Below are 11,886 nucleotides of genomic sequence, written 5' to 3' on the forward strand. Positions count from 1 at the left end.
GTCAGTGCGCCACCTCGGCCTCAACCGGCTTGGGGATCAGCAGCGAGGCGCCCAGGGCCAGCGCGGTGACCACCAGGGCCACGACGACGGTGGCCAGGTAGGAGCCGGCGCCGCCCATGGAGCCCGCGGCCACCAGCACGGCCGGCAGCACCAGAAAGCTCAGCCCGGCGCCCAGGTTGAAGGCTCCGGCGTTCATGCCCGGCAGGAACCCGGGGTTGCCCTTGGGCGAGAGCACCACGCCCAGGCCGTTGAGCATGATGTTCACGGTGCCGGCGTACATGATGCCCAGCAGCACGGTGCCGGTGATCATCAGCCCCAGGCTGTGCAGGCCAAAGAAGCCGATGATGGCCAGCGCCACGAGCGAGCCCACCATGCCGATGCGCAGCACGCGGGTGTAGCCCAGCACGGGGGCCAGCCGGCCGCTGATCGGGCCGAAGACCCAGCCCAGCAGGGCGTACGGGGTCAGGATCAGCAGCGACATCTCCGTGGCGCCGATCCCGAAACCGGGGTCCGCGGCCTGCACGAAGGCGGGCACAATGCCGTTGATGACGGCAAAGATGCCCGTCATGGTCAGCGTGGTGGTCAGCAGCGGGGCCCAGGTGGCGCGCTGGCGCAGGTGCGCCACCTCCACCATGGGGTGCTTGGACCGCTTTTCCGTGTTCCAGAACAGCGCAAAGGCGGCGACGGCGACGACGGCCAGGCTCACGGACCAGGCCAGCGTTGCGGCGGAGAAGCCGGCCAGCAGGGCAGAGGCCTGGTTGAGCGCGGTCAGCAGGGCGCCCACGGCCACCACAATGAAGAACACGCCCGTCCAGTCCATCCTGGTGCCCTCGCCCGGCTTGCTTTCGCCGGCCAGCCAGACAATCAGGCCCGTGGCGACGACGGCCAGTGCCACCATCAGCCAGAAGATGCTGCGGAAGCCGTAGTGCTCGGCAAAGTAGCCGCCCACAAAGGAATCGACGCCGGCGATGCCGCCGTTGACGGCGGTGATGAGGCCCATCAGCACGCCGTACTTCCTGGGCTCGCTGACGGCCGAGCGCAGCATGATCAGGCACAGCGGCACGGTGGGGCCGCTGACGCCCTGGACGATGCGGCCCACAAAGAGCCAGGTGACGTCGGGGGCCAGGGCGGAAATCACGGAGCCCGCGGCCATCAGGACCATCATGATGACGAGGATCTTCTTGCGGCCCACGATGTCGCTCAGGCGCGGCAGGAACAGCGAGAACAGCGCCGCCGCGGTGAAGAAGGAGGTCTGGGACAGGCCAATGACGGCCTGGTCCGTGTGCAGCTCCCTGCCCATGGTGACCAGGGCCGGGCTGAGCATGGAGGCATTGAGCTGGAACGCCACGCAGGCGGCCAGCAGCGCCGTCATCAGCGCGGCGATGTTGGCGGTGCCGGGCTTGGACCCGGTTTTGGTGTCGTCCAAGGGCGCGCTCACAGGTCAACCTCCCCGATGCGTACCAGGGCGTCCGTCACCAGGTTCCAGAACTTCGCATGGTCCAGGTCCACGGCCACGGAAGTGTGGCAGTCGGCGGGGGCCGGGGCGCGGAAATCGGCCACGGTCATGCCGAGCGTCAGCGTGCCGGTCAGCTCGATGTCCACCGGAACCTTCCGGGTGGTCATGACGGTGGGGTCAATGACGTAGGCGACGGCGCAGGGATCGTGCACCGGCGGGTAGTCAAAACCCTGGGCGTCCTTGTAGGTCTTGGTGAAGAACTCCATCAGTTCCATCACGAACTTGGCCGGCTTGGTGCCCACGGCCTCGATCTGCGCCACCACCTCGGGGGTGGCCAGCGCCTGGTGGGTCAGGTCCAGGCCCACCATGACCACGGGCCACTTCTCGTTGAAGACGATGTGCGCGGCCTCGGGGTCGATCTTGATGTTGAACTCGGCCACGGCGCTCCAGTTGCCCACGTGGTAGCCGCCGCCCATCAGGACAACCTCCTGCACGCGGTCAACGATGCGCGGCTCCTTGCGGGCGGCCATGGCAATGTTGGTCAGCCCCGCGGTGGGAACAAGGGTCACGGTACCGGGCTCGTGGGCCATGATCGTCTCGATGATGAGGTCGACGGCGTGGCGCGGGTCCAGCTCGATCGTGGACACGGGCTGGTCGGGGCCGTCCATGCCGGAGTCGCCGTGGATGTCGGGGGCGTTCTCGATGGTGCGCACCAGCGGGCGGTCGCAGCCGGCGGCGAACGGGACGCCGGTGATGCCGGCGATGGTGCCCACGGACAGGGCATTGCGGGTCACCTTCTCCAGCGTCTGGTTGCCCACCACGGTGGTCACCGCCAGCAGCTCGATGTCCGGGTTGCCGTGCGCCAGCAGGAGGGCGACGGCGTCATCGTGGCCGGGATCGCAGTCCAGGATGATCTTGCGCGGTGTTGCGGATGTGACAGTCATGATTACTCCACGTCTTTGGGGCCTCTGCACCGGGGCATGCAGAGTCATTTAGAAAAAGTGTGGCACCCCACCGCCGTAACGTCAAGCGCTTAACGTGAGACGCGTCAAGCGCTTGATGCCATATCCGCGTGGATCCCGCGAGGAACGCTGCCTGGCCGATACCATCGAGGCATGCGGTCCAACGACGAATCCACCCCCGAACCCCGCGCCATCCCCGCCCGTGCGGAGGCAACCGCCGCGGCCGGCAGGCCCGGTGTGCGCGTCACGGCCGCCATGGTGGCCGTCCGTGCCGGCGTCTCGGCCGCAACCGTCTCCCTCGTGGCCAACGGCAAGACGGAGGGACGCGTCTCGGCGGAGAACATCGCCCGCGTCACGGCCGCCATCGAGGAACTCGGCTATGTGGTGGACGGCATCGGCAGCTCGCTGGCCCGCGGCGGCAGCAATCTGGTCATTCTGGCCGCCCCCGACGTCGCCAACCCCTTCTTCGCCAAGGTGATCGGCGGCGTGCGCGCCGCCCTGGGCTCCGACTACCAGCTGCTGCTGGCAGTCAGCGACGCCGGACAGCTCCCCACCCCGGAGGAGGTCCGCGCGCTGATGTCGCTGCGGCCGGCCGGGCTGCTGGTGGATGCCCCGGACGCGGCGTTCCTGGACCGGCTGCACAGCACTGCCCCCGTGGTCCTGCTGGATGCGCCGGGGGTGGAACACTACGCCCCGTCCGTCAACCTTGATGTGGGCCACGGCGCCCGCGAGCTAGCCAAGCATCTGGCGGCCCTGGGCCATGTCCGGGTGGCGTATCTGGACAGCACCGGCGGAACGGCCACGTTCCGGGTGCGCCGGGAGGCGTTTCTGGCCCAGGCCGCCGCCAGCGGCATGGAGGTGCCCGACGGCGCCGTCGCCAGCACCCCCATCGACGTCGGCGCCGCAGCAGCCGCCTTTGCCGACGCCTGGCCAGCCTGGCAGCGCAGCGGGATCACCGCCGTCGTCTGCTGCACGGACACCCACGCCTACGGCGTGCTCCAGGAGGCGCGGGTTGCCGGCGTCGCGATTCCGGGGCGGCTGGCCGTGGCCGGGTTCGACGATCTGCCGTATTCGGCCACCAGCAGCCCGGCACTGACCAGCGTGCACCTGCCGGCGGCGGCGCTCGGGGAGCAGGCAGGCCGGGCACTGAAGGAGCTGATGCGCGGCCGTGTGCTCGCCGAACCGCAACGGACCCTGGCCAGCACACTCATCGAGCGCGCCTCCACCACCGGGCAGGCGGGCAGCCTCTAGCTGTTCCTTGGTGTTCCAACCGCTACTGGCCCGCGTTTCTACGAGGAGTGGGGCATTTCCGGCCGTCCGGTCCGGTGGACCGCATTCACCGCCGCCTCGTGGCCCGCCCGGCCAGGCTTAGTGTCATGTTCCTTGGGGTGGCGATGCTTGCCGCTGCCGTCCGGCCACTGCTGGCCCTCGGACGCCGGCGGCGCAACGTGGCGCACCGGTTCGGGGCCGGGGGCCTCGTCCATGGACCCGGCCAGGTGGCTGGCTACCTCAGGTTTGATCTCTTCGCCGGAGTGGTGTTCCGCCATGGCTCTTCCTTCCGCCGTGCATTATCGCTGGGAATGAATCACTGTGAATGGATCGCTGTGAAATGAAGTGTCCATCCATCGTAGGTCGGCAGGCAGGAGATGTCTGCAGGAGCTACCAGCGGACTTTCTTCTCCGCGGGACCCTGCTTTCCGCTGACGTGGGTGGGCTTGTGGCTGTGCCCGACGCTCTGCGAGGAGGCGCCGCCGCGGGATTTGCTGGCGAGCATTTCCTTCTGGGCATCGCTCAGGCGCGATTTGATGCCCTTCTCCGGCTCGGCCGGCTTCCCGCCGTCGTTGCTTTCTGCCTTGTTGCTCTTCGTGCCGTCTTCGTCAGTCATGGAAGGATCTCCTTGTTCGGCCGCTTCGTGCGGCCTTTGCATGTGGCCTTGCCGGTGGCCTTTTCAGGTGGCTTTTTCCAGGGGCCTGCCCGGCACCCCGATGGATCCACTCTAGGCGCTGCGCCAGCGCGCTGAATACCCTCATTCCGCGGTTCCGCAGGCGGCGATCCTGGGCGAAAACCGGCTGTCCGGCGTCGTCAGCGGAAAAATATTGGCGGCGGCCCCGGGGATGCCCCCGGTTCCCAGCACCCGCGCGGTGAAACCGCGGAAAAGAAATCCGCCAAACCGTCCCGATCCGGCGCTAAATCACCGGATCATACGGCACCGAACTCGGAAAATCCATAGATGTCGCGTAAAATTGAAGGCCTGCCCGGAGCGGGGCAGCCACACGTCGCAAGCAAATGACCTCCTTAGGAGCGGCCCAAATGCCCACAGACCGAAGCACGACCGACTCTTCAGCAGGCGTTTTGAACGCCCGCGGAACCAACCAGGCCACGCCCAAGGGTGTGAGAAAACCAAAGCTGCTGGCACGTCGCCGGCTCAAAGAGTCCGACGTCAACGTCGTGGACCAGCCGATGCTCAAGAAGGCACTCGGCGGCACCATCGTGGGAAACACCATGGAGTGGTACGACGTCGGCGTGTTCGGCTACCTGATCACCACCATGGGTCCTGTGTTCCTGCCCGAAGCGGACAAGACCGTGCAGACGCTGTTCCTGCTGGGAACCTTCGCCGCCACCTTCATTGCCCGCCCCCTTGGCGGAGTCATCTTCGGCTGGCTCGGCGACAAGATCGGCCGCCAGAAGGTCCTCGCGACCACGCTGATGATCATGGCCGCCAGCACCTTCGCCGTCGGGCTCGTGCCTGGCTACGCACAGATCGGCATCTGGGCAGCAGCGCTCCTGGTTGTCCTCAAGCTCGTCCAGGGCTTCTCCACCGGCGGCGAGTACGCCGGCGCCACGACCTTCGTCAGCGAGTACGCCCCGGACAAACGCCGCGGCTTCTTCGCCAGCTTCCTCGACATGGGCAGCTACCTCGGCTTCGCCATGGGTGCCGCCCTCGTCTCGGTGCTGCAGCTGACCCTGGGCCAGGACAACATGGAGCAGTGGGGCTGGAGGATTCCGTTCCTCGTTGCCGGTCCGCTGGGCCTGATCGCCGTCTACTTCCGTAGCAAGATCGAGGAATCCCCCCAGTTCCAGGCGACCCTCGACGCGCAGGAAGCCTCCGCCAAGGGCGCTTCCGCGGACGATCCCGCCGCGTCGAAGGGCCCGGTGGGCATAGTGAAGGCCTACTGGCGTTCACTCATCGTTGCGATGATCCTCGTGGCAGCCGCGAACACCGCCGGCTACGCCCTCACCTCATACATGCCGACGTACCTCACCGAATCCAAGGGCTACGACCCGGTCCACGGGACCCTGCTGACCATCCCCGTGCTGGTCATCATGAGCCTGTGCATCCCGCTGACCGGCAAGCTCTCCGACAGGATCGGCCGCCGGCCCGTGCTCTGGATCGGCGCCATCAGCACCGTGGTCCTGGCTACCCCGGCGTTCCTGCTGATCGGCATCGGCGAGGTCTGGTCCACGCTGGCCGGACTGTCACTGATCGCCTTCCCGGTGACGTTCTACGTCGCCAACCTCGCCTCCGCACTGCCGGCCCAGTTCCCGACGTCGAGCCGGTACGGTGCCATGGGCATCGCGTACAACTTCTCCGTGGCGATCTTCGGCGGCACGACGCCGTTCATCGTCGCCGCCCTCATCGGCGCCACGGGCAATGACATGATGCCGGCGTACTACCTGATGGCCACCTCGGCGATCGGCGCCGTGGCGATCTACTTCCTCAAGGAATCGGCCCAGATGCCGCTGCCGGGTTCCATGCCCAGCGTGGACACCCAGGCCGAGGCCCGCGAGCTGGTCGCCACCCAGGACGAGAACCCGCTGATCGACCTGGAACACATGGACATGCCCTTCGTTGCACCGGCCGCGGATTCCGCCGTGGATCGGGACGACGTCAAGGTTCCCGTCGGGGTGTGAGCCTGCCCTCCCGGCAGCGCGGTCCGGAGCGTCCTGTTCCTGACCGCCCCATCCAGACCCAGTAGTCCAAGTCCCGCCCGTTGAGGCCTGCCCCGTGCGTTACTCCCTGGAGGAGGCGCACGGGGCAGGCCTTTGGCGTCCAACAGGGAATGTCCAGAGTGGCAGGCTGGCCGAAGTTCACCACTTTCACCAGTTTCACCTATATTCACCCGGGAGGGCCCGGTTCCGAACCCGTTCAAACCGACCCCCGAAGCCACCCGCCGGACCTGATCGGCCGGGCCCGGCTCCTGGACGAATTCGAGTACGGCCTGCAGCAGGGCACCACGTCGGCTGCAGCTGTTTCCGGAACCGGGCCATGAGCCCTACACAGGTTGAGCACGAAGCGATCGCACCCATATCGTGCAACGCTTGTTGCATGGATCTGGAGGTGTCGCCCGCGCTGACGATTCCCGAATCGGAACTCGGCTGGCGGTTCTCGCGTTCGTCCGGGCCAGGCGGTCAACACGTCAACACCTCGGACAGCCGCGTCGAACTGTCCTGGAACGTCGCCGGCTCGGCGGCGCTTTCGGACGGCCAACGGCTGATGCTGCTCACGCGTCTCGGACGACGTCTCATCGCCGGGGTGATCACCGTGACCGCCTCCGAGCGGCGCTCCCAGCTGCGCAATCGCGAGATCGCCCTGGCCAAGCTCTCCGACCTTGTGGCAGACGGTCTTGCTCCCGAAGCTGCTCCCCGCCGGGCGACCAAACCCACGCGGGGCTCGAACCGTCGGCGCCTCGCCGCAAAGGAACAGCGCGCGGCGACGAAACAGCAACGAAGGCGGCCGTCCGCCGAGTAGCGCCATCCAGTCGACAATCCAGCCGCACTTGGCCCCTTGATCCGGTAATCCGGGCTTACCTGGGGCGCAGGGACTACCTGGCCCGCCGGGGCGGACCTGCCACCAGCCGTGCCGGCAGGATCCGGGCGGCCGACGTGAGGACCTTGTAGCGCCAGCTCGGGATGGAGACGGCCTTCCCGCGTTCGTTGTCGGCCAGTGCCTCCCGCACCACGCGCTCGGCCTGCAGCCACATCCAGCGCGGAGCCACCGTTTTGTCCATGCCCATGCGGTCATGGAACTCGGTGTGCGTGAGTCCGGGGCAGACCACCGTCACGATCACGCCGCTGCCGGCATAGGCGAGGTTGGCCCAGCGGCAGAAGCTGAGCAGCCACGCCTTCGCGGCCGAATACGTTCCGCGGGGCAGGAACGCCGCCACGCTGGACACGGTGATGATCCTGCCGGACCGGCGCGCCAGCATGCCCTGCAGGGCCGCGTGGGTGAGCTCCATCGCGGTCTCGACGTGCAGCTTGAGGTGCCTCTTCTCCTCGGCGATGGCATTCTCCGCGAAGGGATGCAGCAGCCCGATTCCGGCGTTGTTCACGAGGATCTCCACCGGCCGCGCGGGGTCGGTGAGACGCGCGACGGCGGCGGCCACGCCGTCGTCGTCCGCCAGATCCGCCGCAATCACCTCGGCGCGGATGCTGTACAGCCGCTCGAGCTCCTGCGCCCCGGACTGGAGCCGGGCGGCATCCCGGGCGACGAGCACCACGTTGTGGCCCTGTTCGGCGAGCTGGCGGGCGAATTCCGCGCCGAGGCCCGCGGTTGCCCCGGTGATCAGGGCAGTACTCCCGGCCGCTTTCGCGGGGAATCGGTTCATGGGGACAGCCTAGCTGAACTGGCGCAGCGGCCCGAAGTGAGCCTCGGGTTGGCCCAGGAAGCGTAGGTCGGGGTAAAGCACAGCTCGACGGCGTGGGCCGAGAGGTTGTCCAGGATCACGAAGACCGGCTGCCCGTCGGGGCACGCGGCCCGGATGCTTTTGAGCGCGGTGAGGCTGTTCACGGTGCCCTTGTGGCGGTGGTTGATGCCCCACAATGTGCCGGCTCCGACCGAATAGCAGCCGTGGAAGTACGTCACCCCCGCCGTGCGGTGGTAGTTCGCCGGCAACCGTTCCGGCCGGCCCTGCCGGGCCCAGCCGGTCCCGGCGGTCGGACGGATGCCCAGCGGGCCGAACTCGTCGAACGCGAAGGCCCGGTCCGGATGGTGGTCGAGCACGTCCTCGATCCTCTCCAGCTTCGCCTCGAGGTACCCGGCCAGCTTCCGGATCGACCAGTGCGAGAGCGGCACCCCCAGTTTGCCCGGACGGGTGCTGGCCGTCGCGGCGACGAAGTCCTCGTCGCCGGAACAAAGCAGGCGGGGACGGCCTCCCGCCCACTCAGGGTCCAGGCAGTCCAGCCCGATCTCGTTGAACCGGTGGATCACCTCCCGCACGGTGTCCTCGTCGGCGGCGAGCAGCCGGGCAATAACCGGCACCGAATTCCCGCCCGCCGAAGCCAAAAGCATCGTCGCCCGCCGCCACCGGACCACACTCCGGACCTGTTTCGGCTCGCCCCGGCGCACGATCCGCAGCAACTGCTGCCCCTCCGCCGGACTCAATCGGCGCACTTTCACACGATCAGCCATGCCACCAGACTGGCACGTTCCCAAACCCGGTCAACCTTTCCACCGCACTAGGAGATATGTCGCCTCGTCTTCGGGTGGGGCTGTTGACTTTGGGTTGGCAGCCTCAGTTGACCGTGAAGACATCGAGCCTGACCTCGTCGGGCAGTCGTTCGCCGGTAGCGATGAAGATGCGGGAATTGAGCCACGCCCAGTTCTTTCCTGTGGATGTCAGGCGTGGTGCGCATCGGAAATAGATGCGCTTAGGGTCTACCGGTTCCCCGATAACGAGCTTGTTGATGTCTTCGGCTGAGCCGGAGCGGATTCCAAAGTTGGTCACGTAGATCCGTTCGCCGTCGGATGTCTCGACGGCGTATTTGGCTTCCAGCTCGGTCAGCGTTGGGTTGCGGAGCAGTTGGAAGTCCGCACCTGCAGACAATATCGATCCTTTGAAGCCGGGGCCGTCGACCGTGCCGCTGAGGATGGGGATGATCCGCCGGAATCCGTCCGGCGTTTCACCGACCTCCAATGGTGTGCCCACCTGAATGGAGAAGGTGGCCAGGTAGCTAAGGTCCGGGGCTGCGTGGTTTGTCGTCATGGTCCCTGGCCTTCCTAGGCAAGTTTGCGCTTGATGCCTTCGGGGGTGAGCTTCACGGCGATCACACCGGCGAGGAGGACAGCAATCCAGAAACCGCCCACGAGCCACAGTGTCCCGCCTCCGGCGAGCATCAGCGCTGCGGCGATCATGGGCGTGAAGCCCGCACCCAGGACTGAGGCGCCTTGGTAGGACAGTGACGCTCCGGTGTAGCGCATATCTGTGGGGAACTGCTCGGCGATGTAGGCGCCGATGGGGCCGAACAGGAGGCCCTGGATGATGCCTTGGCCCACCAGGATTGCGGTGGCAAAGCCCCAGACTGTTCCGTTGTTGAGGCACCAGAGCAGCGGGTAGGCCAGCACGATGCCGGCGATTCCGGCGCCAATCAGGATGGGGCGGCGTCCCAGTTTGTCACTCAGGCGTGCAGAGTAGACGGTGACAATGAGCGTGGCCACAGCGCCGAGGGCCTTGATGTTCAGCACGCTGGCCTGGTCCACACCGTTCTCAACAGCAATCGAGACGCCCCAGACAGTCAGGATGCCCTGGCAGCAGTAGAAGCTCATGGTGGCCACGAGGGCTATGACCACCGCACGGGAATGGTGCCGGAACACCTCGACCAAAGGGATGCGCTTCTTGGCGCCGGGCTCTTCCAGCTTCTTGAACATGGGGGTTTCGGACACCTTGAGACGGATGATCATGCCGACGGCGATGAGCACCAGGCTGAGCAGGAAGGGCACCCGCCAGCCCCACACCAGAAAGTCCTTGCCGGAAATCGCGGTGACGGCAGAAACGGTGAGAGTGGCCAGGATGGCGCCGGCGGGTCCGCCGGCGTTGGCGAAGGAGGCAGCGAAGCCGCGGCGTTTCTGGGGTGCGTGTTCCATGGCCATCAGCGCGGCCCCGCCCCATTCGCCACCCACCGCGAAGCCCTGGATCAGGCGCATCACGATCAGGGCTACCGGGGCCGCGACGCCTATCTGCGCCGTCGTGGGCAGGACGCCGATGGCGGTGGTGGCTCCGCCCATGAGCAGCATGGACAGGACCAGCATCCTCTTGCGGCCGATCGTGTCGCCGAAGTGCCCGAAGATGATGCCGCCCAGCGGCCGTGAAAGGTACCCGACGGCGAGCGTGGCGAACGAGGCGAAGATGGCCACGCCGGGTTCAAGGTTGGCGAAGAAGACCTTGTTGAAGACGATACTTGCCGCGGTGGCGTACAGGATGAAGTCGTAGTACTCGATGGCGCTGCCGATGAAGCTGGAGGCCAGGATCCGGCGCATGTCCTTGGTGTTCATGGACCCTGCCGGTGTGGCTTCTTGCTGTGTCAGTGTGCTGGGTTCGCTCACGTTTCCTCCTTGAATCGTGACGGGTGCTGCCGGGGGTGGTGCGTGGGTGGCCCGCTCCGGCGTCGGGCCTGCTGCCGGAGCGGGGTGGCAGTCAGCTGCCGGGTCGGAGTCCGATGACGCTGAGGTCGTTGGGAAGGTGGAAGGTCCCGTCAAAGTGCTGCGCGGCCTGCTGCGCGATCTGCGCGGCGTCGGCTGTGCCCGGCACCAGGTGGTGCAGGGCCAGCTGGCGGGCACCGGCCTTCTGCGCGATCTGCGCGGCGTCGGCCACGCCGGTGTGGGATTTGTAGTGGTGGTCGCGCGCGGCCCGGGAAGCCTCGTCAGCCTTGTGATTGTAGACGGAGTCCACCCAGCCAAAATCGATGGCTTCGTGGACGAGTAGATCCGTGTCCTTGGCGAGGGCGATCATGTTTTCGGTGGGGGCGGTGTCCCCGGAGAACGTCACGGAGCCTTCGGCGGTGTCGAAGCGGAAGCCGAAGGCCGGCGCCACCGGCGGGTGCTCCACGAGGATGGCGGAGACTTTGACCAGATCGTCCTCAAAGATCACAAAGGGCTCCATGGCCGGCGTGGGGGAATCGTTGGGGTGGTAGCCGATTCCTTCAGGGATTTCGATGTCCGAAGCCTCGAACAGCTCGAGGGGGGACGGGCGAAGGCTGTCGAGGATGCGGTCGTTGAGGTCCGTGGCGTGGGCGTGCATCAGGAGCTCGAACATTTCCTTGGTGCCGGGCGTAGGCAGCTCGGGGAAGATGGGCTGCGGTGCCACCTTGGCGCGCGGCGACACCTTGGGCAGCATGCCCCGGTTGCCAGGCCCGATCACCTTGACCGGGTCGCTGGCGCGGTCCAGGAGCTCGTACAGCCCGAAGATCGCCAGGCTGGCCAGGTCCACGGTGTGGTCCGAATGAAGGTGGGTCAGGAAGATGCCGCGCAGGTTCTTCAGTTCCAGTCCGGCCCGGGCCATTTGCCGGCCCACGCCGTGTCCGCAGTCCACCAGGTAGATGTTTTCGCCGACGACGACGGCGGTGGCGATCCCGGTGCGTTCGCCCGCCCGGGGGCCCTTCCACCACTTGGGGCCGCCGGCGGTGCCGAGCGTCAGGATATGGGGGCGGAGACTGCCGGCGGCCGTCTGATGTGTCATTGATTCTCCTCAGAACT

General features: G+C 67.0%; 12 protein-coding genes. 3 read left to right on the plus strand and 9 right to left on the minus strand.

Annotated features, from left to right (window positions below):
• Nucleotide 1: 1 nt before the first annotated feature.
• On the minus strand, nucleotides 2–1,372 hold the full coding sequence (locus tag ACQCSZ_RS19010; protein WP_427008391.1) for an MFS transporter: 1,371 nt from the start codon (nucleotides 1,370–1,372) through the stop codon (nucleotides 2–4).
• Between the two features lie 62 nt (nucleotides 1,373–1,434).
• Nucleotides 1,435–2,400: a nucleoside hydrolase gene (locus ACQCSZ_RS19015; protein ID WP_427005225.1), complete on the minus strand. Its 966-nt coding sequence runs from the start codon at nucleotides 2,398–2,400 to the stop codon at nucleotides 1,435–1,437.
• Nucleotides 2,401–2,673: 273 nt separating this feature from the next.
• Between ACQCSZ_RS19015 and ACQCSZ_RS19020 the strand changes: the two genes are divergently transcribed.
• Nucleotides 2,674–3,669, plus strand: a complete 996-nt coding sequence (locus ACQCSZ_RS19020; RefSeq protein WP_427008392.1) for a LacI family DNA-binding transcriptional regulator — start codon at nucleotides 2,674–2,676, stop codon at nucleotides 3,667–3,669.
• Between the two features lie 38 nt (nucleotides 3,670–3,707).
• On the opposite strand, the gene ACQCSZ_RS19025 is transcribed toward ACQCSZ_RS19020, so the two are convergent.
• Both ACQCSZ_RS19025 and ACQCSZ_RS19030 read right to left on the minus strand, forming a co-directional pair.
• Nucleotides 3,708–3,965 carry a hypothetical protein gene (locus ACQCSZ_RS19025; RefSeq protein ID WP_427005226.1) on the minus strand — a complete coding sequence of 86 codons (258 nt, stop codon included), beginning with the start codon at nucleotides 3,963–3,965 and terminating at the stop codon, nucleotides 3,708–3,710.
• 112 nt (nucleotides 3,966–4,077) lie between these two features.
• The gene (locus ACQCSZ_RS19030; protein WP_427005227.1) at nucleotides 4,078–4,302 is read right to left on the minus strand and encodes a hypothetical protein; all 225 of its coding nucleotides are present in this window, start codon (nucleotides 4,300–4,302) and stop codon (nucleotides 4,078–4,080) included.
• 425 nt (nucleotides 4,303–4,727) lie between these two features.
• Here ACQCSZ_RS19030 and ACQCSZ_RS19035 point away from each other — a divergent pair, with 425 nt between their 5' ends.
• Nucleotides 4,728–6,329: an MFS transporter gene (locus ACQCSZ_RS19035; protein ID WP_427005228.1), complete on the plus strand. Its 1,602-nt coding sequence runs from the start codon at nucleotides 4,728–4,730 to the stop codon at nucleotides 6,327–6,329.
• A 415-nt stretch (nucleotides 6,330–6,744) separates the two neighbouring features.
• On the plus strand, nucleotides 6,745–7,167 hold the full coding sequence (gene arfB / locus ACQCSZ_RS19040) for an alternative ribosome rescue aminoacyl-tRNA hydrolase ArfB (protein ID WP_427005229.1): 423 nt from the start codon (nucleotides 6,745–6,747) through the stop codon (nucleotides 7,165–7,167).
• 73 nt (nucleotides 7,168–7,240) lie between these two features.
• Here arfB and ACQCSZ_RS19045 read toward each other — a convergent pair whose 3' ends face one another.
• From ACQCSZ_RS19045 to ACQCSZ_RS19065, 5 genes are all read right to left on the minus strand, one after another.
• The gene (locus tag ACQCSZ_RS19045; protein ID WP_427005230.1) at nucleotides 7,241–8,023 is read right to left on the minus strand and encodes an SDR family NAD(P)-dependent oxidoreductase; all 783 of its coding nucleotides are present in this window, start codon (nucleotides 8,021–8,023) and stop codon (nucleotides 7,241–7,243) included.
• Entirely contained in the window at nucleotides 8,020–8,826 is an 807-nt protein-coding gene (locus tag ACQCSZ_RS19050) for a helix-turn-helix domain-containing protein (RefSeq protein WP_427005231.1), read from the minus strand. The genes ACQCSZ_RS19045 and ACQCSZ_RS19050 overlap by 4 nt, the downstream gene beginning before the upstream one ends.
• A gap of 103 nt (nucleotides 8,827–8,929) precedes the next feature.
• Nucleotides 8,930–9,400 (minus strand): DUF3237 domain-containing protein, encoded by a 471-nt coding sequence (locus ACQCSZ_RS19055; protein WP_427005232.1) that lies wholly within the window; start codon nucleotides 9,398–9,400, stop codon nucleotides 8,930–8,932.
• A 14-nt stretch (nucleotides 9,401–9,414) separates the two neighbouring features.
• Nucleotides 9,415–10,737: an MFS transporter gene (locus ACQCSZ_RS19060; protein ID WP_427005233.1), complete on the minus strand. Its 1,323-nt coding sequence runs from the start codon at nucleotides 10,735–10,737 to the stop codon at nucleotides 9,415–9,417.
• Nucleotides 10,738–10,828: 91 nt separating this feature from the next.
• Nucleotides 10,829–11,869, minus strand: a complete 1,041-nt coding sequence (locus ACQCSZ_RS19065) for an MBL fold metallo-hydrolase (protein ID WP_427005234.1) — start codon at nucleotides 11,867–11,869, stop codon at nucleotides 10,829–10,831.
• Nucleotides 11,870–11,886 lie beyond the last annotated feature (17 nt).

This window comes from Pseudarthrobacter sp. H2 (assembly GCF_050157045.1).
GTDB lineage: Bacteria > Actinomycetota > Actinomycetes > Actinomycetales > Micrococcaceae > Arthrobacter.

Coding starts and splice junctions, on each gene's coding strand:
- ACQCSZ_RS19010 (WP_427008391.1), bottom strand. CDS start 1,372: ATGACGGCGCTGCTGGCCGCCTGCGTGGCGTTCCAGCTCAATGCCTCC.
- ACQCSZ_RS19015 (WP_427005225.1), bottom strand. CDS start 2,400: ATGACTGTCACATCCGCAACACCGCGCAAGATCATCCTGGACTGCGAT.
- ACQCSZ_RS19020 (WP_427008392.1), top strand. CDS start 2,674: ATGGTGGCCGTCCGTGCCGGCGTCTCGGCCGCAACCGTCTCCCTCGTG.
- ACQCSZ_RS19025 (WP_427005226.1), bottom strand. CDS start 3,965: ATGGCGGAACACCACTCCGGCGAAGAGATCAAACCTGAGGTAGCCAGC.
- ACQCSZ_RS19030 (WP_427005227.1), bottom strand. CDS start 4,302: ATGACTGACGAAGACGGCACGAAGAGCAACAAGGCAGAAAGCAACGAC.
- ACQCSZ_RS19035 (WP_427005228.1), top strand. CDS start 4,728: ATGCCCACAGACCGAAGCACGACCGACTCTTCAGCAGGCGTTTTGAAC.
- arfB (WP_427005229.1), top strand. CDS start 6,745: ATGGATCTGGAGGTGTCGCCCGCGCTGACGATTCCCGAATCGGAACTC.
- ACQCSZ_RS19045 (WP_427005230.1), bottom strand. CDS start 8,023: ATGAACCGATTCCCCGCGAAAGCGGCCGGGAGTACTGCCCTGATCACC.
- ACQCSZ_RS19050 (WP_427005231.1), bottom strand. CDS start 8,826: ATGGCTGATCGTGTGAAAGTGCGCCGATTGAGTCCGGCGGAGGGGCAG.
- ACQCSZ_RS19055 (WP_427005232.1), bottom strand. CDS start 9,400: ATGACGACAAACCACGCAGCCCCGGACCTTAGCTACCTGGCCACCTTC.
- ACQCSZ_RS19065 (WP_427005234.1), bottom strand. CDS start 11,869: ATGACACATCAGACGGCCGCCGGCAGTCTCCGCCCCCATATCCTGACG.